General features: G+C 61.9%; 17 protein-coding genes and 1 tRNA gene. 9 read left to right on the top strand and 9 right to left on the bottom strand.

Annotated elements, in window-relative coordinates:
- Positions 1-81: 81 nt before the first annotated feature.
- Positions 82-2,154, top strand: a complete 2,073-nt coding sequence (locus AC56LR_RS09095) for a M13 family metallopeptidase (protein WP_497129678.1) — start codon at positions 82-84, stop codon at positions 2,152-2,154.
- Positions 2,155-2,243: 89 nt separating this feature from the next.
- On the opposite strand, the gene AC56LR_RS09090 is transcribed toward AC56LR_RS09095, so the two are convergent.
- Positions 2,244-3,854, bottom strand: coding sequence for a right-handed parallel beta-helix repeat-containing protein (locus tag AC56LR_RS09090; RefSeq protein ID WP_497129676.1), 1,611 nt, complete (start codon positions 3,852-3,854; stop codon positions 2,244-2,246).
- 569 nt (positions 3,855-4,423) lie between these two features.
- On the opposite strand from AC56LR_RS09090, the gene AC56LR_RS09085 reads away from it, so the two are divergent.
- Positions 4,424-5,431 carry a glycosyltransferase family 2 protein gene (locus AC56LR_RS09085; RefSeq protein ID WP_497129674.1) on the top strand — a complete coding sequence of 336 codons (1,008 nt, stop codon included), beginning with the start codon at positions 4,424-4,426 and terminating at the stop codon, positions 5,429-5,431.
- Between the two features lie 11 nt (positions 5,432-5,442).
- The gene (locus AC56LR_RS09080) at positions 5,443-6,891 is read left to right on the top strand and encodes an oligosaccharide flippase family protein (RefSeq protein ID WP_497129672.1); all 1,449 of its coding nucleotides are present in this window, start codon (positions 5,443-5,445) and stop codon (positions 6,889-6,891) included.
- 101 nt (positions 6,892-6,992) lie between these two features.
- Here AC56LR_RS09080 and AC56LR_RS09075 read toward each other — a convergent pair whose 3' ends face one another.
- From AC56LR_RS09075 to AC56LR_RS09060, 4 genes are all read right to left on the bottom strand, one after another.
- Positions 6,993-8,051 (bottom strand): acyltransferase family protein, encoded by a 1,059-nt coding sequence (locus tag AC56LR_RS09075; protein WP_497129670.1) that lies wholly within the window; start codon positions 8,049-8,051, stop codon positions 6,993-6,995.
- Positions 8,048-9,370 (bottom strand): putative O-glycosylation ligase, exosortase A system-associated, encoded by a 1,323-nt coding sequence (locus AC56LR_RS09070; protein WP_497129668.1) that lies wholly within the window; start codon positions 9,368-9,370, stop codon positions 8,048-8,050. The genes AC56LR_RS09075 and AC56LR_RS09070 overlap by 4 nt, the downstream gene beginning before the upstream one ends.
- Positions 9,371-9,448: 78 nt before the next feature.
- Positions 9,449-9,595: a hypothetical protein gene (locus tag AC56LR_RS09065; protein WP_497129666.1), complete on the bottom strand. Its 147-nt coding sequence runs from the start codon at positions 9,593-9,595 to the stop codon at positions 9,449-9,451.
- A gap of 191 nt (positions 9,596-9,786) precedes the next feature.
- Positions 9,787-12,435 carry an RIFT barrel domain-containing protein gene (locus AC56LR_RS09060; RefSeq protein ID WP_497129664.1) on the bottom strand — a complete coding sequence of 883 codons (2,649 nt, stop codon included), beginning with the start codon at positions 12,433-12,435 and terminating at the stop codon, positions 9,787-9,789.
- 357 nt (positions 12,436-12,792) lie between these two features.
- On the opposite strand from AC56LR_RS09060, the gene AC56LR_RS09055 reads away from it, so the two are divergent.
- Positions 12,793-14,265: a right-handed parallel beta-helix repeat-containing protein gene (locus tag AC56LR_RS09055; protein WP_497129662.1), complete on the top strand. Its 1,473-nt coding sequence runs from the start codon at positions 12,793-12,795 to the stop codon at positions 14,263-14,265.
- Positions 14,266-14,293: 28 nt separating this feature from the next.
- Here AC56LR_RS09055 and AC56LR_RS09050 read toward each other — a convergent pair whose 3' ends face one another.
- Both AC56LR_RS09050 and AC56LR_RS09045 read right to left on the bottom strand, forming a co-directional pair.
- Positions 14,294-15,325 (bottom strand): GNAT family N-acetyltransferase, encoded by a 1,032-nt coding sequence (locus tag AC56LR_RS09050; protein ID WP_497129660.1) that lies wholly within the window; start codon positions 15,323-15,325, stop codon positions 14,294-14,296.
- A 204-nt stretch (positions 15,326-15,529) separates the two neighbouring features.
- Positions 15,530-16,411: a c-type cytochrome gene (locus AC56LR_RS09045; RefSeq protein ID WP_497129658.1), complete on the bottom strand. Its 882-nt coding sequence runs from the start codon at positions 16,409-16,411 to the stop codon at positions 15,530-15,532.
- A 194-nt stretch (positions 16,412-16,605) separates the two neighbouring features.
- Between AC56LR_RS09045 and AC56LR_RS09040 the strand changes: the two genes are divergently transcribed.
- Positions 16,606-16,681: transfer RNA gene (locus AC56LR_RS09040), tRNA-Arg, on the top strand.
- A 431-nt stretch (positions 16,682-17,112) separates the two neighbouring features.
- Here the strand turns inward: AC56LR_RS09040 and AC56LR_RS09035 are convergent.
- Both AC56LR_RS09035 and cadR read right to left on the bottom strand, forming a co-directional pair.
- On the bottom strand, positions 17,113-17,751 hold the full coding sequence (locus AC56LR_RS09035) for a hypothetical protein (RefSeq protein WP_497129656.1): 639 nt from the start codon (positions 17,749-17,751) through the stop codon (positions 17,113-17,115).
- Between the two features lie 100 nt (positions 17,752-17,851).
- A complete protein-coding gene (gene cadR / locus AC56LR_RS09030; protein ID WP_497129654.1) occupies positions 17,852-18,289 on the bottom strand; it encodes a Cd(II)/Pb(II)-responsive transcriptional regulator in 438 nt (145 codons plus the stop codon).
- Between the two features lie 89 nt (positions 18,290-18,378).
- Between cadR and AC56LR_RS09025 the strand changes: the two genes are divergently transcribed.
- The 4 genes from AC56LR_RS09025 to AC56LR_RS09010 all read left to right on the top strand — a co-directional run bounded on the left by AC56LR_RS09025 (position 18,379) and on the right by AC56LR_RS09010 (position 23,755).
- Positions 18,379-20,808: a heavy metal translocating P-type ATPase gene (locus AC56LR_RS09025; RefSeq protein ID WP_497129652.1), complete on the top strand. Its 2,430-nt coding sequence runs from the start codon at positions 18,379-18,381 to the stop codon at positions 20,806-20,808.
- Complete coding sequence (gene czcI / locus AC56LR_RS09020; protein ID WP_497129650.1) at positions 20,805-21,152, top strand: cation efflux protein, CzcI family; 348 nt, start codon at positions 20,805-20,807, stop codon at positions 21,150-21,152. The genes AC56LR_RS09025 and czcI overlap by 4 nt, the downstream gene beginning before the upstream one ends.
- Before the next feature lie 90 nt (positions 21,153-21,242).
- Entirely contained in the window at positions 21,243-22,514 is a 1,272-nt protein-coding gene (locus tag AC56LR_RS09015; RefSeq protein ID WP_497129648.1) for a TolC family protein, read from the top strand.
- Positions 22,511-23,755 carry an efflux RND transporter periplasmic adaptor subunit gene (locus tag AC56LR_RS09010; protein ID WP_497129646.1) on the top strand — a complete coding sequence of 415 codons (1,245 nt, stop codon included), beginning with the start codon at positions 22,511-22,513 and terminating at the stop codon, positions 23,753-23,755. Before AC56LR_RS09015 ends, AC56LR_RS09010 begins: the two co-directional genes overlap by 4 nt.
- The last annotated feature ends 10 nt before the right edge of the window (positions 23,756-23,765 follow it).

Genomic DNA, 23,765 nt, shown 5'->3' with positions numbered 1-23,765 from the left:
CGCTAGCAGGCACAATCTGAACGGGCCGGCGCAAGCCGGCCCGTTCAGCATGACGACAATAGAACATACACGGAGAGACGCATGAAACGACATTTGCTCAGCGCTGCGGCGCTGGTCCTGGTAGCCTCGATGGCCCAGGCCGAAACCGGCACCGGCGCTGCAGCCAGCGCCAAGAGCGGCGCCAAGGCAGCTGCGCTATCGTCCGGCATCGCGCTGGAATACGTGGAACCTGCAGTACGCCCGCAGGACGACTTCTTCCAGCACCTGAACGGGAAATGGCTCAAGACGGTCGAGATCCCGGCCGACAAGTCGACCTGGGGCGCCTTCCACCAGCTGCGCGACGACACCCTGCCGCAGCTGCGCGCCATCATCGAGCGCGCCGCTGCCGACAAGAGCGCGGCCGCCGGTTCGGAAACGCGCAAGATCGGCGACTTCTACGCCAGCTACATGGATGAAGCGCGCCTGGAGCAACTGGGCATCTCGCCCCTGAACGGCGAACTGGGCAAGATTGCTGCCCTGAAGGACAAATCCGAGCTGCCGGCAGCGTTTGCCCGCCTCGGCCGCCTCGGCGTGACCGTGCCCTTCGTGTTCTACATCCACCAGGATGCCAAGGATTCGACCAAGTACGTGGCCGACCTGTACCAGGCCGGCCTGGGCATGCCCGACCGTGACTACTACCTGAAGGGCGACGACGCCAAGCTGGCCGACATCCGCGCCAAATACCAGCAGCACGTCGAAAAGTTGCTGACCATGGCCGGCAGCAAGAACGCTGCCGCCGATGCGAAGGCGGTCGTCGACCTGGAAACCGAACTGGCCAGGGTCCAGTGGACCAAGGTCGAGAACCGCGACCCGATCAAGACCTACAACAAGGTCGAGCTGGCCAAGCTGGCCGAGCTGGCACCGGGCTATGACTGGAACGCCTGGCTCGATGCGGCTGGCTTGAAGGGCAAGGCTTCCTACCTGATCGTGAGCCAGCCAAGCTACCTGAAGGGCTTCGCCGAGGTCCTGAACCGCGTGCCGCTCGAGACCTGGAAGACCTACCTGCAGCTGCATACCGTGAACGGTTACGCCGGCTTCCTGTCGAAAGCCTTCGTCGACCAGCGCTTTGCCTTCAACGGCACCGTCCTGTCCGGCATTCCGCAGCTCGAGCCGCGCTGGAAGCGCGCGGTATCGACCCTGGAAACGAGCGTGGGTGAAGCGGTCGGCAAGCTGTACGTGAAAGAGCACTTCCCTGCCGAGCGCAAGGCGCGCATGGAAACCCTGGTGAAGAACCTGCTGGCGGCGTACAAGGACTCGATCAATACCCTCGACTGGATGAGCCCTGCGACCAAGAAGGAAGCCCAGGCCAAGCTGGCCAAGTTCACCCCGAAGATCGGCTACCCGAACAAGTGGAAGGATTACTCGGCGCTCACCGTCAAGCGCGATGACCTGGTCGGCAACGTGATGCGTTCGCGCGAAGTGGAATACAACCGCGAGATCAACAAGCTGGGCAAGCCGATCGACCGCGACGAATGGGGCATGACGCCGCAGACCATCAACGCCTATTACAACCCGGAACTGAACGAGATCGTGTTCCCGGCCGCGATCCTGCAGCCGCCGTTCTTCGACGCGAAGGCCGACGACGCGGTGAACTACGGCGGCATCGGCGCCGTGATCGGCCACGAGATCAGCCACGGCTTCGACGACCAGGGCTCGCAGTACGACGGCGACGGCAACATGCGAAACTGGTGGACCGCCGAAGACGGCAAGCGCTTCGCCGAAAAGACCAAGGTGCTGGTCAGCCAGTACGCCGCCTACAGCCCGCTGCCTGGCTATAAGGTCAACGGCGAACTGACCCTGGGCGAGAACATCGGCGACAACTCGGGCCTGGCGATTGCCTACAAGGCCTACAAGCTCTCGCTCAAGGGCAAGAAGGCCCCGGTGATCAATGGCCTCACCGGCGACCAGCGCTTCTACATGGGCTGGGGCCAGGTGTGGCGCACCAAGATGCGCGAGCCGGCGCAGATCGCCCAGATCAAGACCGACCCGCACTCGCCGGGCCAGTACCGCGCCAACGGCACCCTGAAGAACCAGCCTGGCTTCTACGAGGCATTCGGCGTCAAGCCGGGCGACAAGATGTACCTGGCGCCGAAGGATCGCGTGATCATCTGGTAAGCACGCGCCTGCATAGGCAATGAAAAACGGCCGCGATCTGCATCGCGGCCGTTTTTTTTAACCACTGCGCCGCTCAGGCGCAGCCGGTCTTACATGACAACGTTCGAGACGCTGCAGGTCTTGGCATAGCCCGGCTTCGGATCGCCGAAGACGGCGTTCGAGCACGACACGGAGCCGGTCACGACTTTCGTCGCATAGCTGCCGTTGTAGCCGTAACGGACTTCACGGGTGCCGGACACGGCGCAGGTGCCGCCTTCGCTGGCGCAAGTCGTCCAGCTCGCCGTCGTCGTGCTTGGCGCCGGGGCAGTCACGGTGGTCGTGGCGCTGAACTGGCAGGTCTTGCCATAGCCTGGCGCGGGGTCGCCGAATACGCCGTTGGTGCAGGCGACCGGACCGGTCAGCGTTTTGGTGACGAAGGCAGTCGCGGTGCCGTAGCGTACCTGGGCAGAGCCGCTGAACGAGCACCAGTTGCCTTCGGTGGCGCAGGCAGTCCAGCCGGTCGGGGTGGGGGCCGGAGCAGGTGCCGGCGCAGGTGCCGGAGCAGGTGCCGTCCCGGTCGTCGTCGAGCCCGTTTCGTATGCGCCGATGTCCAGCAGGCCCACTGCGGTCCGGGTTACACCCGAGGCAGGGTGCTTGTACTGGGCAACCGGGGTCAGGGACACGCCCGCCGCGGTGTTGCCCGGCGCCGAGCCGGCATTGATTACCAGGGCATTGGCCAGCGGCGTCAGGTCATAGGCTGCACGGTTGACGAAACCGGGCGAGGCCGAGCGGTAGTTGGTCTTTTCGACCGTGCTGGCCTGGGTGCTCAGGGTGCCGGTGCCGCCGAAGATGTTGTTCTGCAACAGGGCAGGCTTGGTCACGCCGGAACCGACGAACACGAAGGTGCCGCGGGCGGTATCGTCGTTCAGGAAGGTATTGTTGACGACGTACAGGTCGTGGCCCGGGTTGCTCGCGCCTTCTTCGCCGTAGGCGATCATGCCCGGGTTGTTGTTTGCTGCCGGCTGCTGGATCACGTTGCCGATGATATAGGTCGTGCCTGCGTTCGGCAGGTTGATCTCATAGCTCGGTTTGCCGCTGCCGGCCTGGCCGTCCGGCAGGCTCGAGAAACGGTTGTACACGATCGTGTTGACCCGTGCGCGCGACTTCAGGTTGTGCCCGACGTTGGCGTCGTGCGAGAAGTTGTAGCGGTAGGTCAGGCTGGCGACGTTGCCGATGTACAGGTTGTGGGTGTAGCCGGTGCCGTCGCCATTGCGGCCGAATTCGGTGGTTTCGATCAGGATGTTACTGGTACTGACTGCGTTGGCGAGGATACCGTTTTCGTTGTCGTGCAGGAAGGACGAGCGCAGCGTGAAATTGCTGCCTTCCAGGCGCAGGGCGGCGCCATTACGGTCCGGGACCTTGGCGCCGTACATTTCGACGTTCTCGACCACGACATTATTGCCGATGACGACCCAGGTGCCCTTGCCCATCGCATTCCTGCCGTAGGCATCGATCTTTGGACGGCCGTTGACGCCGCGAATGGTCAGGTTGCTGGCGTAGATGCCGCATACGTCACCGCTGTAGGTCTGGGCCTGGATCTCGACGATATCGCCATCCTTGGCTGCGGCGAAAGCGCCGCATGGGCTTGCATAAGTCTTGCCGGAACCCACTGAAAGCGTGGCAGCCGATGCCGGAAGGGCGGTCAGGAAACCTGCGATCAAAAGGCTATTTCGCAGGGTAGAAGAAGAAAACTGGTGCATCGCTATACCTCTGGTCAGAATGTCAAGATATGTGTCTGTAGGAAATTTTTTGCGACACATTTCCGGCCAGCATATACGATGCCGTGTGTAAAATCACGTGACCAATTGTAACAATCGGAACTTCTTCTTGCACTCCATAGAGAAAACAGGGTGGAAGTGTTAATTATCTATCACCACTCTATTTTGGCGTCATTTGCCGTCAACTTGACGTTATCTCGCAAAGTGAAACGGATGAGCTGGCTGATCGGTAAATTTTTTCGCTTGGAAATTAGTTGACCAATTGTCAAAGTTTGTGCCATGCAACAATCACCTTGATTTATAGAAGAAAAATAGTTGAATATCGAGCGACATGTTTTATTTTTAGCAATTATGATAGGGGTGAATGTCCCGTTTCGCGGTGCAGGCAGCCGCGAACGACACTGCATGTGTATCCGTACCCGCACGGGACCCCAGGGCCGTCCAGCGCAGGATGCAGGCAGTCAGCGCTCGCTACCCGAGCGTGCGAACCAACCTAGAAAGCGTCCGACGCCATGATCAAATTCAGTCTCATCATCCCCACCTATAATCGGTCCGATCTGCTGGCTGTTGCGCTCGACCATATCAGCAAGGCGCGCGTCCCGGCCGACATGGACCTCACGGTCATCGTCTCCGACAACAATTCGACCCCGGCCAACCAGGAAGCCAACAAGGCTGCCCTGCAGAACTATCCGGGCAAATCGAAATACTTGCTCGCCACCCAGCAGGGACGCTCCGCCGCGCTCAACTTCGCGCTGGCGCACACCGACGACGATTTCCTGGGCTTTGTCGACGACGACGAAAAGATCGATGCCGCCTGGTTCGAGGTCGTGGCCGGCTACCTGCGCGAGGGTGCGGTGGATTTCCTGGGCGGCCCGTACAAGCCGGATTGGGAATCGGCACCGCCGGATTGGCTGCCCATGCATGTCGGCGCCTACCGCGCAGTGCTGGGCTGGATCGAGCAAAGCGACCGCGCCCAGCCATTCAAGGACTTCGGCGGCAGCATCTGCGGCGGCAACTGCATCGTGCGCCGCACCGCCATGATCGAGGCGGGCGGGTTCGCGACCCATATCGGCCGCTCCAAGGGCAACCTGATGGGCGGCGAAGACGACGAACTGCACCATAACCTGCTGGCCAAGGGATTCCACGGCATCTACGATCCGGCCCTGATCATCTATCACTTCATCCCGAATTCGCGCATGACCCGTTCCTATCACCTGCGCTGGTCCTTCTGGTCCGGCGCCACGGTGGGAGTGCGCCATCAATGGCTGCCGCCCGAGCCCGTGCCCATGCTGCTCGGCTTGCCGCGCTACCGCTTCAGCAAGGCGATCACGGGATTGGTGGGTTACGTGCGTAACTTCTTTTCACACGCGCAAAACAGCAAGGCGACGGGCTTTACCGGCCTGATGGATGCCGTGTATTTGCTCGGCATCGCATACGGCAAATTTATCCTTGGAAGAAAAATGCAGAAACCGACGATGGTCGCTGCCGTTCCCCTGCATCCGCCTGCTTCCCATTCCTGAATGACAGATCGATGAGTTCCCTGCGTTCCAAACTTGCGTTCGAATTTTTCGCCACCAACGGGGCGACGGTCGCAAATTTCCTGCTGTCGATTTACATCGCGCGCATCCTCGAGCCAGCCGAGATCGGTATTTTTTCGATGGCGGCAGTACTGGTGGCATTTGCCCACGTGTTTCGCGACTTCGGCGTCGGGTCCTTCATCCGCAGCCAGAAGACCCTGACCACCGAATCCCTGCGCGCGGCGATGGGCGTCATGATCTGCGCATCCTGGACCTTCGCACTGGCCGTCTACCTGGCCGCGCCCTATGCCGCCAGCTATTACAAGCACCAGGGCGTGCAGGAAATCATGCAGGTGCTGGCGATCGGCTTCCTGTTCATTCCACTCGGCTCGATTCCGCAGGCCATGCTCGCGCGTGAACTGAATGTGCGGATTCCTGCCATCGTCAGCGCGGCATCGGTTGTCGCCTATGCCATCAGCTGCATCACGCTGGCCAAGCTGGGCTACAGTTACATGGCATTTGCCTGGGCTAACCTGATCAACATCATCGTGACCGTCACGGCCTATTCGCTGCTGCGGCCCAAGAATCTGCCGCGCTGGCCATCGCTGCGCGGCTGGCGCGAAGTGGTCAATTTCGGCGGCGGCACGATGCTGACCAATTCGATCCGTTCCGCCGACGCGGCCTTGCCCGACCTGATCATCGGCAAGCTCAGCGGAGCGCACGCCGTCGGCCTGTTCAGCCGCTCGAATTCCACGGTGAACATGCTGAACTATATTGCCGGCCCGACGATCAATTTCGCCACCTTGCCCTACCTGGCCAAAGTCCATCACAGCGGCGAGGACGTCTCGCGCGAGGTCAAGCGCATCATTGCCTATCTCACCGGCGTGATGTGGCCTGCGCTGGCGGTCATGGCCTTCGTGCCCGAAGACATTATTTTGCTGCTCTACGGCCCGGCCTGGCTCGGTTGCGCCCTGATCATCCCGGCCTTGTGCGTAGTGGCCGCGATCCAGACCTCGTTCTCGGTGCTGCAGCCGGCATTCACGGCGATGGGGCGGCCCTACCTGGCCGCTTCGCCCCTGATGGTGGGCATGCTGGCCAAGGGCGTGCTGGCGGTGGTCCTGTTCGATGGCACCCTGCAAGGCTTTGCCACGGCCTTCGTGCTGGGGGAGGTCCTGTCGATCCCTGCCTACCTGCTGCTTGCCCGCAAGACCATGGGGATCCAGGTCGCCCACTGGTTGTCGGCGACCTGGCGCAGCGCCGTCACGGTGCTGGCCATCCTGGCCTCGCTCTATCTGTTCGCGCCGGTGCTCGCGTCGGTAGGCCATCCGGCCGGACGGCTGCTGTTGGTCGGGCTGTTCACTTTCGTTGTCTGGTCCGCCGCGCTGCTCTTGCTGCGCCACCCGCTGGCCGAGGAACTGCTGCGCGCGAAGAACTTGTTATCCACCCGCCTGGCGCGGGCATAACACGGCAAGCCTGCACAGCGGGCAAGTCAATTAAAAAAGCTGCCTGGATGCACATCCAGGCAGCTTTTTTTCATGCGACCGCCGCTGGCAGCAGGCAATGATCACCGGGCCGGCAGCCTGCGGCGGAAGTATCTCTGCGAGGGCGAATCGACCGCGTGGTGCAGCAGCACCGACAGGACCAGCACGGCCAGGAAGGACAGCCAGAGGTAGACCTGGTTGACCTGGTCAGTGTTGGACACGAAACCGGCCTTGAGGAGGTCGTAGACCAGGTAATGCACCATATAGGTCGAATACGAAATCTCGCCCAGGTAGACCAGCGGCGGCGTGGAGAGCGCGCGCGTGATCCACGACGAGGTCACGCTCAGGTAGGCGATCAGGAAGGCAAAGGCGGCCGGGATCAGCGAAAAGTCGGGAATCGGGGTGGCCACGTACAGAACGCACAGCGCGACGAAGCCGGCCAGCGCGGCGCCCGACCAGGCTTCGAGGAAAGCCTTGTGGTGGACGAACAGGGAACCGATGAAGACGCCCATGAGGAATTCCAGCATGGTGCGCACCAGGGCCATGCGCGGAATGTCCGAGCCCAGGGAGTGCAGGCCGCCCAGCGAATAGATCAGGTGCAGGAGCAGCGCGACCAGTGCGATCACGACCAGGTGCGCCGCGATGCCGCCGCGCAGCTTGCGCAGGCTGAAGGCCATCAAGGGGAAGAACAGGTAGACGAACCATTCCGAGCTGATCGACCAGGACGGGACGTTCCAGGTCAGGTCGCTGCCGACCCACATATGGACCAGGAACATGCTCTGGATGAAAGAACTCCAGGTATACGATGCGGGCGCCGTGCCGCTGCTCGACAGGAAGGTGAAGGCGCCGAACAGCATCAGGTAACCGCCCAGCATCACGAGATGCAGCGGGTAGATGCGCGAGAAGCGGTTCCAGTAGAATTTGCCGATGCTGCGCGGGGAATTATCGGTCAGCTTGGCGTGATAGCTCAGGAAAATCACGAAGCCGCTCAGCAGGAAGAACAGGTCAACCGCCAGGTAGCCGTGCGAAATAATATTCCTGAGCGGCCCGGAGACCGAATCGCCCATCAGGCCCAGCGAGTGGTAGAACACCACCCACCAGGCACAGATGCCCCGCAAGCCTGCAAGTTGATTGAGCTTCACAGTGTCACACGTCCTTTTTCTTTGAGCTGGTCGCGCGCCACGCGCGCGGCATACTGGTCGATCGCGATCGTCAGGCTGACCATGTAGAAGATGAAGGGCTGGTAGGCGATGCCCACGAACGCGCCGCCGGCAAGGAAAATCACGATGGCCGTCGTCAGGGCATCGGCCAGTCCGACCAGCCAGGCCATGCCGGGCTGGTCGCGCCAGGTCTTCTTCAGCTTGCGCAGCTTGAGCAGCGCCAGCACGATGATCGAGAAATACAGGGCGAAGCCCACCATGCCCTGTTCTCCCAGCACTTCGAAATAAATGCTGTGGAAGGCCTTGCCGCCCATCTGCCCGTCGGGCAGGTAATGGACCACGCCATCTTGCGACACGGCCACGATCCGATTGTGCATATAGGCGTCGAAGCCGCCGCCCAAGGGATTGCTGGCGACAAAGTCGAGCGTCCATTCCCAGACCTTCAGCCTGCCGAGCGCGGACGAGTCGGCGTTATAGGTCTCGATGGTCGACATGCGCGCGCCCCAGGGGGTCGAGGACAGGTCGATGTTCATCAGGATGATCGCCGCCAGTGCGGTGCCACCGATCCACCACATCTTCTTCTTCGACTTGAGCATCGACAGCGCGCACAAAGTCACCACTGCGATCACGCCGGTGCGCGCGGTCGTGCCCACCACCGCGGCCAGGGCCGTGACGATGATCCCGGCGAACAATGCGAAGGTCAGCAGGTTTTTGGGGAACAGCAGGGTATGGCGCATGATGAAGAGGATCAGCGGGATCAGCATCACGCACACCACGGCCAATGTGCTGCTCTCGGACAGGCCGGTATTACCCGAGCCCATGATCGCCAGCACGCCATAGCCCCCGCCGCCGAGCGCGGTCTTTACGCCGGCCGAGAAGAAGATGGTGCTGGCGGCAAAAATGAAGACCAGGATGAAGGCTTCGATCTGCACCCGGGAACGGAAGATGTACGGGATGAGCAGGGCGAAGATCAGGACCTTGGACGCCCAGTCCCATTTCGTCCATGCGCGGTCGGGGAAGGCCGACATCGAGGTGGTCAGGGTTACCCAGATGGCGAACATGGCGATCAAGACCAGGATCGCGCCGAATTTGGGCGGGGATTTCCGGTCCTTCAGCGCGAACAGCGACAGGGTGGCCAGGGCCGCGATGAAGGACAGCGGCATGCCGTTGACGATGGAGTAGGCGAGTTGCTGGGGCTTGACGATATCGACCCAGACAAAACCCAGTGCCGCGGCGAATGCGGCGGAAAACCCCATGAACATCAGGCCGGCAAAAATTGCCGTCAAAAAAAGACTTTGCATACGTGTGTGAGGCCTTGCGCAACGTTGGCGGGAGACCCGAGGACCGCCCGGAGCAGAGGAAATGCCGGGGCTGTGCGTTTACTTGCGAATGTCCTGGGTAGTCTGTGGTGGCTGGGCTTGTTCGCTGCCGGAAAACCAGGGCAGCAGCCTGTCGAGCTTGATGGCGCGGAAGACTGTGTAGACGATCAAGGTGCTGAAAAGAAAAATTGCCGCGTTGTCAATCATGACTTCCTGCCTTTAACGGGTGCTGCCTTCTTGAAGAGTTGCCAGAACGAACGGGCACTAGAATACCACGTGAGGTGGAGCAACACCGTTGCGCCCATGGTCTTTTTGTTGTCGTTTTGGTACCAAACTGCGACAGTGCGAAAAAAAAGCGGAAGCCCCTGGGGACTCCCGCTTTCCGGTCGATGCCCGGCTTAGCGTGGCACGACGGCGTATTGCGGTTCGGTTGCGTAGTCCGGCTTGAACGGACGCGCCGCGAACAGCGACCAGGCTTTTGCACCGGCGGCATTGGCGCCGACGGCGTAGGCCAGGGCCGGCTGCATGATGGCCTGCGAGCCGTTGGTGGTGACACCGCTGACCATCTCGCCGGTACGCAGCTTGAGCAACGAAGCCATGATCGAGCTGCCGCACTCCGACTGCAGGACCGTCAGCGCGTTGTTGGCCTGATATACCTGGCCAATCGTCGTGTAGAACGGCGCGGTGGAGGTATCGCGTACCTTCATGCTGTACAGCGGCGCTTCGATCCAGCAGAAGCCGCTGCCCACCATGCGATCGACCACGAATTTCGACTTCCAGGTCAGCAGGGGCTGGGCGTTGCTGAAGCCGAGCTCGACCATGCGGCCGATCACCATGGTGAAGAAGTCATCCTGCCATGGGGCCAGGCCGGTGTTGCCGTCGTACTCGATGGCATAGCCGTTGGTGATGACGCCGAGCTTGTTCGCTGCCGTATTGCTGATGTAGGCCGTGTTGTACCAGTCGATATTGTGGTTCACGACGGCGGTAAAGTTGGCCTTCTGCGGATCGTTGTCCGGCGTGATGTAGGCAGCTTCCGTCACGGTACGCATTGCCCATGCCTGGGCACGCACCTGGTCGGACTGCACCAGCCCCTTGCCGGCCTGGCGGTAGCCAGGATTGTTGTAGAAGCTGCTGTAGTTAGCCCAAAATTGCAGCTCTTCCAGGTGGTAATAGTCGCCGGTCACGAGGTAAGGCACGTAGGCGAAGGCTGCCTGGTGCGCCGTGTCGGCGGTCATTGGGGTGTTGCACAGCGTTGCCGGGCAATCCGGGAAGGCCTCCTTCTGGCGGGTCGCCGGATTGATCGTGTCGTTGCCGCTGGTGATGATCGACATGTACGGGTACTGCGCCAGGGTGACCGGACGGCCGGTGTTCTTGTCGCGGTAGTGGGTCGACCATGCGCCGGCCGAGTCCGACATGCCCAGCGAGACATCCTTCATGCGCTGGTCCATGCTCAGCAGGTAGAGTGCATTCCAGGACGGCATCAGGCCGATATCGCTGCGGGCGCCGGTGGTCGGCATGTAGGGCTGGCCGACGCCAGGCTGCATCGGGCCGTTCTTGCTGGTGGTCCAGCGCGAGTTCCAGGAAGCGATCGTGGTATCCTGGATGACCAGCGACTGGTCATAGTTCGGCAGTGCCTTGCTGGCGAGCAAGTATTTGGTATTGTGACGCACGTTCAGCACCTGCTTCTGGCCCCACCAGAACACCTTGCGCCAGCGGGCGTGGTGGTAGTGGTTCAGCGCAGCCTGCGAATAGACCGCCTGGCCACCGACCAGCATCTGGGCGTCGTAGGTCAGGTTTTGCGGCGCGGCCTGGTAGGCCCACCCGTTTTCCAGCGTGACGTCGACGCGTGCGCTGTTGCTGCCAGCATAAGAACGGATGGCGAACTGTGCAAACAGGTGAGGATGTTCCGTGCCCGAGGCGGTTTTCAGCGGCGCCGACACCACCCACTCATTGACCAGCGATCCCGACAGCCAGCTCGTATATTTGCCGGCTTTCAGCAGCGCGTCGGCCGAGGCCGTGTATTGCACGCCGCTGATGGTCGCGTTGAAGCCCGCAGTGAAGCCGTCATTCAACAACGATGCTGGCGTTGCCGCGGCAGGCGCCGCCGCAGCCGTGGCCTTGACCAGGGTGATGTTTTGCACGTCGTTGGCTGCACTGCTCGGCAGCTGCGCCGTGATGACTGCGTGGCGCAGCGAGCCGTCGGCATGGCGCGCCTTGACGTCGACCTGCAGCGGCACCGCGGCGCCGCTGGCGCTCAGACCGGTGACGGTTTCACCGCTGGCGACGTGGCCCTGGGCAAACACTTGTCCAAAGGTCGCGGCTGCGTTGGTTTGCGTCACTGCCGTCGGGTTGGCCAGCTGGACTGCGGTGATGCCGCCAGCCTGGACGACAACCGGGCTCAGGTTAGGCGCCGGGGCAGGTGGCGGGGCTGGGGTCGGGGTCGGAGAGATGACCAGCGACGTCGACTGCGTCACGCTGCCGACGCTGCAGGACTTGCCTTGGCCGGGGGCCGGATCGCCGAAGACCGAATTGGCGCAGGCCACCGGGCTGGTGACCATCTTGGTGACATAAGCGGTCGCGGTGCCGTAGCGAACCTCGGCGGTACCGCTGAAGGTACACCAGTTGCCTTCGGTAGCGCAGGCGTTCCAGCTGATTGTCGTCGTCGGTGGCGCAGCGAGAGCGATCACCGGGGCGCTCGCAATGCTGCAGGACTTGCCGTAACCGGGAGCCGGGTCGCCGAACACGGCGTTCGAGCACGCAACCGGGCCGGTAATCGTCTTGACCGCGAAATTGCTGCCATAACCATAGCGTACCTCGGCAGTGCCGCTGACGTTGCAGGTACCGCCTTCGGCGGCGCATTGGGTCCAGGTGGTTTCAGCGGTCGATGACGGAAGATAGGAGGTACTGGCCCGCGTTGCTGCCATCGTACCAGTTGCGCTGGCCATCGCGTCGTCCGGTGCGGCATCGGTGCCACCACCGCATGCCGACAAGCCGGCGCAGAGCGCCGCGAGGAGAATCGAGAGAGGGGTATGGGATGTGTAACGCATGATCTAAACGTGTCCTAGAAAGTAACGGCGTAATAAATAGTGCCGTACGGATACATTTAGGTTACAGCGGAAAAACAAATGGCTACAGGAAAAATTCGAAATAGATACTGAAAAAATTCCCAAAAACAACAAACGATTATCATCCGCACCACTCTTGTTGTCAATAAACATTTATTTCAAGCATCATTTAGTGATGTGTTTACGAAACAAAATGTCGGCGATTTTTGCCTGTTTCAGCTTGTGGGATAATCCAGCGCCTTTTACCGTAGCGCAATTTCAGAAATTGCTTATGATCAACTAATTTGCCTTTTTAACACGCGTCGATGATGAATATCCTGACAACCCAATGGTCCTGCCATGGCTCGGCATAAAGGCTCACATCGCGCCGGCGCCGGGTACCGCCGCCGTTGGCTCGGCGCGGGCGTGGCCGTGCTGGTGCTGGCTGCCCTCGCCACCGGAGCGATCCTGTCGAGGCTGGACGATGCGGGTATCGCGCCGCGCTCGCTGGGTCCCTATATAGAGCGCCGCAGCGATGGGCACCATGCGGTGATCGAAACGGCTGGGCAGGTCGTCGGCGCGTGGCTGGTGCGCGCCGACCGTGGCGAGCCGGCCTGGCGCGCGGCGCCATGGTCGGGCAGGGTAGGGATGCAGCCGACGGGGGTGGCCGCACCGCCGGAGTCCGGCGGACAGGAAGTCCTGGTTGCCGACAGTGCCGGGCTGCTGCGCGCACTTGCCGCAGCGCTGCCGGGCCAGGTCCTGACCCTGCTGCCGGGCCGTTACCGGATCGAGCGGATGGTCGAGCTTGCCCGTCCGGGCAGTGCCGCGGCGCCGATCGTGGTGCGTGCCCACCAGGCGGGCAGCGTCCAGCTCGACATGGCGACCGAAGAGGGGTTCCGTGTGTCCGCCCCTTACTGGCGCTTCGAAAACCTGGTTTTCCAGGGCGCCTGCGCCAACAACAGTTGCGAGCACGCCTTCCATGTGGTGGGCAATGCCCACCACTTTGCTGCGCGCAACAACCGCCTGGTGGATTTCAATGCGCATGTCAAGATCAATGCGGAAGGCGGACGCTACCCCGACCATGGCCTGATCGAATCGAATACGCTGACCAATACCAGCGTGCGGCCTACGGCCAGTCCGGTGACGCCGATCGACCTGGTGACGGCCAGCCACTGGGTGATCCGGCGTAACCTGATCAGCGATTTCATCAAGGGTGACGGCGACCGCATCAGTTATGGCGCGTTTGCCAAGGGCGCCGGCGGCGACAACCTGATGGAGCAGAACGTCGTGCTGTGCGAGGACAAGCTGCGCGGCGCGCCCGGCCAGCGGGTCGGCCTGTCGCTGGGCGGCGGCGGCACCGGCAAGTCGTATTGCCGCGATGGCGGCAAGTGCATCACCGAGCAAGCCGGCAGCACCCTGCGCGCCAACCTGGTGGCGTCCTGCTCGGACGACGGGATCTATGTGAACGCGGCCGCGCGCAGCAAGCTGCTGCATAACACCCTGGTCGACACCGGCGGGATCACCGTGCGCTTTGCCTCGAGCAGCGCCGACGTCGAGGGCAACCTGGTCGACGGCCTCATCCGTAGCCGCGACGACGGCATCCTGCACCTGGGGGACAACCTGCACTCGTCCGCGGCGCGCCTTTACTTCGGAAGCCATCCGCAGCGCGCGTTGTTCCGCGATCCGCTCGCCTTCGACTTCCGCTGGCGCGATCCGGCCGGAGCCCGCAAGCTGCAGGGCGAAGCGATGCCCGACCTATGCGGACCGGCGCGTACCGGCACGGCCCGTTACGGGGCCTTCGAGGATTTCGCGGGCTGCCTGGCCGGCCCCTGAACGCCGCTCGCCTGCCGGCGCAGGGCGTTTACATGCCGAGCTTCCATTTAATGCGATGGAAGTTGTGGATAAGCGGGCTGAGCGCCGAGTCGCCTTTCCAGACGCCCCGGTAGAGCCGGTATTCGTGGTTGGTGATCTCGCGCTTGGCGGGCGTGTCGCCTTCGCCGCGGTCGATCACCCTGAATCCCGCCTCGCTGCAGGACTCGATAATCTGCTGGAACAGCAGGCGCCCCGGGGAATAGCGCGAGAATTCCGGGTTATACACCGGGAACCAGAAGGTCAGGATCCCGTTGCCCATGATGCCGAAATGCGAGGCGATCCACTTGTCGCCCGCATACAGGGTCGACAGCACGCCGCGGCAGGTCAGGAACCGGTAGTCCAGCAGCCGCAACAGGGCCTTGCGCTTCCACTCTTCTTGTAAAGAGTCGGGGGCCTTGCTCTCCGCATATTGCGCGCGCTTTTGGGCGATCAGGTGCGCGAGCTGCCCGGGCCGGTCCTCGGCGACATCGAACTCGAAGCGGATCGGGCCGATTTCCTCGGTCAGCTTGCGCAGGCGGCGCGCGGTGTCCTTGGTGTAGTGGCGCGACTGCGCGGCGTTGAGCACCGTCGGCGACTCGGGCGTGAGCAGGGCGCGCAGGCCGATCCGCGGCTGCTCCCCGGCCAGGCCGTGTTGCAGCTGGGTTTCGTCGAGATGGGAGAAATTCAGGTAGTTGATGTTCGCCAGGCGCAGTAGCTCACTTCCCGTAATGCGGAAACCCGGTTCGGCCACCACGCCGAAAGTATCCATCAGCTCGCCACCGACACGCTGGGCCACCTTGAAACGCCCGGCCCACTTGTTCTCATACAGGTAGGGGAAGAAGGCGCTGGTTTTCCCCTGGTCCTGGATCACGCAGACGCGCGCATCGACGCCGGACTCGGCAATGGCACGCGCGAAGTGCGCGCTCATGAAGGGCGAAGCGACATGGGGCTGGGTCGTCGACAAGCGGTCCCATGCCTGGATGTCGTCCGGGGAAAGGGCGTCGGCCTTCTTGAGGTATGCGTGGCGTGAGAGGTTTTGCATTTTTTGCAATTGAATGTGGGCGACGACATTCTAAACGAAAAATATTTCTAAATCGCATTGAACAGTGCGGTCTGTCCACATGGAACCACAGGGGAATCGGGGCGAGGAGCGGGGAGGCGGGAAAGGCGGGTGCTGCGGGGAGAGAAACGGGGACGGCGGCGAGCCTGCCCATGACAGGCCCCGGTCAGACCGGGGCCCGGCGTGTTATTTCGAGGCGAGGACCATGTAATCGACTGCCGCCTTGACGTCGGCGTCGGGAGCGGTCGAGCCGCCCTTCGCCGGCATGACGCCGGCCTTGCCCTGGAAACCCTTGATGGCGTGTTCGTACAGCGCAGGATTGCCCTGGGCAATGCGCGCAGCCCAGGCTGCCTTGTCGCCGACTTTCGGCGCACCGGCGATACCGGCACCATGGCAGGCGACGCAGGCGCTGTTGTACAGGGTCTTGCCGGTGTCTGCCGTGGCGACGGCCGGAACGACCGACGCCGGGGCGACAGGCGCCGCGGCAGGAGCGACAGCGGCCGGCATTGCGGCGGCAGGCGCTTCGGCAGCGGCCGCGGCGGCTGGTGCAGCGGCCGGCGCCGGGGCGGCAGGTTCCTTGAACGATGCGCCGCTCTTGTTGGCCAGGTAAACCACGGCGCGCTCGACTTCCACGTTGTCGAGGTCAGGATTGCCGCCCTTGGCCGGCATCGCGCGGATGCCTTCGATCGCATGCTTGACGAGCAGGTCGTAACCCTGGGCCAGGCGCGCGCTCCAGGCGCCGTTGTCGCCCAGTTTCGGGGCGCCGGCCGCACCGCTGTCATGGCAGGCTGCGCAGACCGCGGCATAGACGGCATTACCAGCTTGCAAGACGCGTGGTGCGTTCGCATCGACCAGGGTGAAACCCTCTTCGGCCACCGGACGCACGCGGTCGGCGACTGCCTCGGCGCCCTGGCTGTCGGTGCCGGCGCCCACCAGGCGGTCATTGGTAGCGAAAATCACGAGCAGGATGATGCCGATGACGATGACCAAAAAGAACCCCGCGACCGCTGCGATGAGCTGTTTCGGGGTGCTGATCAGGGATTGGTGTTCATTGTGTGCGTCGCTCATGATTTCCTTAATTCTATTAAAAAAACCTGCCACTACCAGCGTTTGCAATTACATGTTCTTTTGCAAATGCCGTCAAACGGCCGATTATAGACGTAAAGCTGCTGTAGTGTAACGAAATTCAATGCTGCCAGAGCATGACCATGGACGCGGGTGGCGAAAGACTGTATCCTTCGCCTCACTTTCTCTCCCTTAACGCGGCTGTAGCTCAGTGGATAGAGTATTGGCCTCCGAAGCCAAGGGTCGTGGGTTCGATCCCCGCCAGCCGCACCATGAAATCAAGCACTTACTACGCTTCTCATCAGTGCTCAGCACGATGGGGTTACAGCGGGGTTACAGCAGCCGTAGCGTGCCGTTGACCATCGCACGGTGTGACGGCGAATTCAGCGGCAAGCGAGTCGCTGAAAAGCCAGAAAGTTCCTCCTCAAGCCACACGCGTTGACCCGCATCTTGTGTTCGACCTGACGCTGCGCACTAGCCATTAGGAATCTGCGGGACGGCATGTATGACGGCCGGCTAATAGCTTCCCTGTGCTTGCGTCTTGCGCTTGCGCCGCCTGTAGGCGCACACGACCGTGGCCGGGTCCCCGGCACCCAGCTGACTACCGTCGGTGCGCCCGATTTACCTGTAGCGAACATTCGCAAGATGGCTGCCCACCGGCAGCTCGACGGCGCTCTGCGGGCAGTAGTGTCAAAGAGCGGCCGTTATACTTCGACACCGTGCCTTTTAAGGAACTCTTTGCATGCTTGACGCGGCGCGTTCAGGTCCTCAAATTCTTTGACCATATCGTCGTATCGCCCTTGGTAATAGGAGCTAATCCTGGCAGCAGGAAACGGCACGCCTGCGCCCGTTTTCTTCAGTGAGATCATGGTGTTCTCGATGCGAACCTTGATCACAACTAATTTTGCGGCGGCGTGATCGGAAACCATCGACAGTGGCGCTAGGTCAGCAGACGACCACATGCCGGCAGCTTCCAAGATTTCGCCGCACTTCAGAAAAACCGCGCGCGGATCCTCCTCCAGCAAGCTCGCGGGAAGGTATCCCACGGCGGACCGCAGCGCTCCTTGTACAGCAGCGATCCAGATGAAGAGCTGTGCCGCATGGATCAATGCCAAGTCGATCTGGTCGTTCCGGCGCTCTCGTGCAGATTGAGTGGCGATCACGATGGTCACAGCAAGCGCAAGCGCGGTGCAGATGGCGCCGACCCATGTGCCCCAGTCCGACGCAGAAAGTGAGGACCAGCTTATCCACTTGTAGCCGACGAACACTATCGCCGCCGCGAGCGCGATGAGAGCGTATTTGTTGTACCAAGAGTCTAGCCAGTTCATCAGCGTCGCAAACATGCTTCCTCCACGCAATATTCGCGGAATCGTAACATGTCCTTCTTGAAACGATGCCACTGAACAGACCAAGCACCTGGGCTGTGTCGACCTGAAGCCGTCGTCACAAGTGAGTCAAACGCGGGCTTGTTTTCGGTGCGTCGCACGCCGCTTCTGTCCCGAGTGCTTGAAGGATCGCACATGAGCTTGTGGTGTCACTGGACACGCACCGGCTCCTCAAATGTCTGAGCTGGGTCTCCAGTGCCGACAAGGACGCAATGCGCATGGCCACATGACCGATGTGCTTGTCGAGCAGCTTGTTGACACCGAGGCAGTCCCGTTCGGGTTCGTCGCGGAAGTCGAGCAGGAGCCGGATCTCGTCCAGCCCCATGTCCAGTGCCCGACAGTGTCTGACGAAGAGCAACCGCTCGCTGTGTTGAGCACCGTATGTACGGTAATTGTTGGGCGACCGTTCAGGCGGCATGAGAAGACCAATCCGTTCGTAATACCGGATCGTCTCGACGGGGCAACCCGAGCGCTCGGCTAGTTCACCAATCCTCATCCATCACCCTATTCGTTTAAATTGCGCTTGACCCTGAACCGACTACAGGGTTTCAAATGCAAACTATACACAGTTTGCAAGGGCCAGGTATGTCGGAGTGTCAGACTAAATCGTGTTGTGCGGGGGCGGCGTCAGTCGGGCCTTCGGCGGCAGGAGCAGCGTCGTTCGATCACGTGTTGGTGCTTCATATCGACCAGATGGATTGTCCGACCGAAGAGGGGCTGCTGCGTCAGACGCTCGGACGAGTCACAGGCGTGAGGCAGTTGGACTTCAACCTCATGCAGCGCCGCCTTCGAGTCGAGCATGGCCTTGCCGACCCCACGCCCATTCTCGCGGCAGTTCGTGCAGTAGGCATGAATCCGGTCGTCGAACCTGACGCCGACCAGAAGCCCGCAGGAAGCCATACCGTTTTCCAGATCGAAAACATGGACTGCCCGACGGAAGAGGCTCTCATCCGCAATAAGCTGTCGCAGCTTCCGCAAGTCACCCAGCTTGAGTTCAACCTGATGCAGCGGCGCCTGACCGTGAAGCACACAGGGACGGGCCAGTCGATCCAGGCCGCGTTGCAGGCCATTGGGATGCAGGCGGTCACTGAGGTGACCAATGCCGGCACTGCGGCAGGCACAGTTCAGCCGTCCACCCCGTTGTGGCGGCGGCAGACAGGGTTGCTTCTCGGCCTTGGGGCAGCTGCCGGTGCGGAGCTTCTTGCATGGACAAGCGGCAGCGAGGACTCGTGGGGCGTCATCCTGTTGTCGTTGCTGGCGATCGGACTAGCCGGTCTGGGCGTGTACAAGAAGGGCTGGATCGCGCTCAGGAACCGAAACCTGAATATCAATGCCCTCATGTCGATCGCAGTGACTGGCGCCGTACTGATCGGCCAATGGCCAGAAGCGGCGATGGTGATGGTCCTGTTCGCCATTGCCGAGGTGATCGAAGCGCGCTCTCTCGATCGGGCGAGAAACGCCATCCAGGGCTTGATGTCACTGACGCCTGACACGGTGCACGTGCTCGGCGCGAACGGCACATGGAGCGAGCGTGAGGCCGCTACCGTTGCCGTTGGCGAGATCGCACGCGTTGGACCAGGGGAACGAATAGCCATAGATGGAGAAGTGACAACAGGCCAGTCCTCCGTGAACCAGGCGCCAATCACCGGAGAGAGCATGCCGGTGCTTAAGTCGGCCGGCCACAAGGTCTTCGCGGGCACCATCAACGAGACCGGCTCCTTTGAGTACCGTGTCACTGCAGTGCACAGCAACTCGACCCTCTCGCGCATTATCCATGCCGTTGAAGAGGCACAGGGCAGCCGCGCGCCCACCCAGCGCTTCATTGACCGTTTTTCCCGCGTCTACACCCCGGTCGTGTTCGCCATCGCACTCGCTGTTGCCGTTGTGCCGCCCCTGATACTGGGCGCTGAATGGTTGCCCTGGATCTACAAGGCGCTGGTGCTGCTTGTGATCGCGTGTCCATGTGCACTAGTGATCTCCACGCCGGTCACGGTTGTCAGCGGCCTCGCTGCAGCGGCCCGCGCCGGCATCCTGATCAAGGGAGGCGTCTACCTGGAGCAGGGAGGGAAGCTGCGCTCGCTCGCCCTCGACAAGACAGGCACGATCACGCAAGGCAAGCCAATGGTGACGGATGTCGTTGCCGTTCAAGGCGATGCGGCGACGTCCCTTCTTCTTGCCGCGTCTCTCGCCGGACGCTCCGACCATCCTGTCTCGGCTGCTGTCAGCCGGCACTGGCAGCAGCAGGCCAACGGCGCACCGCTTGCAAGTGTGAGCGGCTTCGAGGCGCTTGTCGGCCGTGGCACGAAAGGGCAGGTTGGGGACAGGAGCTACTATCTGGGCAATCATCGTCTGATCGAGGAGCTGGGCATCACTACTCCGGCCGTCACCGACATTCTCGGCAGGCTGGAAAACGAGGGCAAGTCGGTCGCCATCCTCTGCGACGACTCGACACCGTTTCTGGTTATTGGCGTAGCCGATACCATCCGCGAGACGAGTCGTGAAGCGATCGAGCAGCTTCATCAGCTGGGGGTTCGTACCGTCATGCTCACCGGCGACAACCCAAACACTGCTGCTGCGATTGCCGGCCAGGTCGGCATCGTTGATGCCCGTGGCGGGCTGCTCCCTGCCGACAAGCTCGCGGCGGTGAACGAGGAGCTGGCACGTTTCGGCGTAGTAGGTATGGTCGGTGACGGCATCAACGATGCGCCAGCGCTTGCGAAGGTAAGCATCGGTTTTGCCATGGGCGCCGTCGGAACTGACACCGCCATTGAGACTGCCGATGTCGCGTTGATGGACGACGACCTGCGCAAGATCCCAGAGTTCATCCGGCTCAGCAGGCAAACCAGCGCAATCCTCCGGCAGAACATCCTTGCCGCCTTGTCAATCAAGGCCGTGTTCCTGATCTTGGCCATTGCAGGATCGGCTACACTGTGGATGGCCGTGTTCGCAGATATGGGCGCGAGCCTGCTTGTGGTCTTCAACGGCCTGCGACTGCTACGCCCCAAAAAACGATGAAGCGCTTCTTCCTGATCTTCCTGCTCGTGCTCCTGCCCCTCCAGTTTTCCTGGGCTGTGGCGGGCGCTTACTGCGCTCATGAGGAAGGTGCTGCCGCACAGCACTTCGGTCACCATCTGCACAAGCACGAAGGGACCGGAAAGTCCGCCGATGAGGCGCCGAAGAAGGCAGCAGGCGATGCAGACTGCGAATACTGCCATCACGTCTCCGCCAGCGCGATCTTCGCCGCCATGCCGATGATGGAGACGCTTCACCCACCAGCTCACATCCGTTTCGAGGTTCACCGATACGCCTCGCACATCCCCGATCTCATTCCCCGACCTGACTGGTCAGCGCTCGCCTGAGCCGGCGGGACAAACACGAACCAAAGCGCGCGCTTCGTGCGCGGACGTACTGGTGTCTTCGCCGAATAGCCACCCTGTTCGGAGTTAATAATGAGAAAACTGATTCTGCCGCTTGCACTGGCGGCGATCACCTGGATGCCTATTGCTGCTCATGCGCGGCCGACGGCGAGCACCGCGCACACGGGTCATCGGCTGACGCTTGACGCAGCTGTGGAGCGCGCGCTGCGCCTTCACCCCGAGATCCACGTCGCGCAGCAGGAAGTGGCCGCGCAGTCGGGTGCATTGACGCAGGCCGGAACCTTGCCAAACCCGGAGCTTGAATTCCTTCGTGAAGGCAAGGAGGCCCCGAATCGCACGTCTACGGTCCAACTGAGCATCCCCTTGGAACTGGGCGGAAAGCGGTCGGCACGCATGCGCGTAGCGCAGCAAGAGCAGCGCATGGCGTCGCTCGACCTAGACGCTGTACGCGCCCGTATCCTTGCGGAGACGGTTGCTGCCTTCTACGAGCTTGTCGCGGCCAACGAACGTACTCGTCTCGCCAGCGAGCTGGCATCGATAGCCGAGAGGGCAACTGGCGCCGCCGGCCGGCGTGTCGCGGCAGGCAAGATCTCGCCGGTCGAGGAGACCCGCGCAAAGGTAGCCGAAGCCGGCGTTCGTATCGAAGCGGTGCAGGCAGGCCGCGACGTGGAAAGGGCCAGGATTCGCCTCGGGGCGCTGGTTGGAATCGACTCGCCTCAGGTCCTTGTGACCAACGCTGGCGCAATCGAGCTGCCGGCCATTGTTCCACTTCCTGAGCTATTGGTGCAGCTGGAGCGGTCTCCCACCCTGGCGCGTGCTCGTGCGCAGGTTGATCACCGCGTGGCGGTGGTTGACGTCGAGCGCTCACGACGGATACCCGATGTCAGCGTAATAGTCGGCACCAAGCGCGAGGACGAGCACAGGCAGGGAGTCATTGGCCTGTCGATCCCGCTTCCACTGTTCAACCGCAACCAGGGCAGCCTGCTTGAATCGTTGCGCCGTACCGACAAGGCGCGCGACGAACTGGATGCGGAGACGCTGCGCCTACGCTCGGAGCTGTCGGATGCACACACCCGCCTGGCTGCAGCACTCAAGGAAGCGGCCTTGATCCGGGCCGACATCCTGCCCGGCGCTCAAAGCACCTACCATGCGGCGAGCCGAGGGTTTGAACTTGGGAAGTTCAGCTTCCTAGAGGTGCTGGATGCCCAGCGCACCCTGTTCCAATCAAAAACACAGTATCTGGTGGCGGTTGTCGAGAGCTATCGGGCGTCGGCCGAGATCGCACGTATCGTCGGCACTAACGCTCAACAGAACGGCAACGCCCAGACTCAGGAGCAAGAATGAAGACGCAACAAATGAAACTGATCACCATCATGGTGGTCCTGGCCATCGGGTTCGGTGGATTCGTGGTGGTGAAGGACCGGGCTGCAGATGCGCCGGCCACGGAGCAAAGCGAAGTTGACGAGCACGGCAAGGCCGGTCACGACGATGCGACAACAGGATCGAAGGAGGGCAAGCCAGAGCAGGCAAACAAGGACGACCCCCATGAAAACGAAGGAGTCATCCGATTCAACAATGACCAGGTGAAGGTGGCCGGTATCTCCATGCAGACAGCAGAGGCGGCCCACCTCGATACCTTCATCCGCATGCCAGGCCAGATTGTCTTGAACGAAGACCGCACTGCCCACGTGACCCCGCGCGCGTCTGGGGCAGTCGAGGCGGTGAAAGTCAACTTAGGCCAGGCGGTCAAGAAAGGTGATGTGCTCGTCGTGATTGCCAGCGTGGAGATCTCCGACCAGCGCAGTGAGCTTGCCGCAGCCGAAAAGCGGCTCGCGTATGTACGGGGCGTATATGCCTCGGAAAAGGCATTGTGGGAGGAGAAGGTCTCGGCACGCCAGGACTTCTTGAAGGCGGAGCAGGAGCTGAGGGAAGCCGAGATTAGCCTGCGCAACGCCCGGCAGAAGCTGCAGGCGCTTGGCGCACAAGGAGGCACCTCTGGCCCGACGAACCGTCTGCATGTACGCGCTCCATTCGGTGGGACGATCGTCGAAAAGCATGTGGCCCTGGGTGAAGTCGTGGGTGCCGACACTCGCATCTTTACAGTGTCAGACTTGTCGACGGTCTGGGCCGATGTCGTGGTACCCGCCAAGGACCTGGAGATCGTCCGGGTCGGCACCGACGCCATCATTCGTTCCGTTGCATCAGAGACGACAGCTCCGGGAAAAGTCAGTTTCGTCAGTGCCATGATCGGCGAGGAGTCGCGCTCAGCGAAAGCAAGGGTCGTCCTGAGCAACCCGAACTCGTCCTGGCGTCCGGGCCTTTTCGTCAACGTCGACATCGTTACGGGATCGGCCAGGGTCCCCGTGGCGGTAGCAAAGGAGGCGCTGCAGACAGTCGAAGGACGCCAGGTCGTATTCAAGCGCGTGGCCGAGGGGTTCGTCGCCCAGCCTGTATCGACGGGCCGCTCAGACGGACGACTGGTCGAGATCACCACGGGGATCAAGGCCGGCGACCAGTACGCGGGCGCAGGCAGCTTCGCCATCAAGGCGGAGCAAGCCAAGGGCGACGCCGAGCACGGCCATTGAGCGGAGACGA

The sequence above is a fragment of the Telluria sp. ZT3P39 genome, from assembly GCF_059685935.1.
The sequence above is the reverse complement of the archived record's forward strand: the minus strand, read 5'-3'. Positions and strand labels throughout refer to the sequence as shown.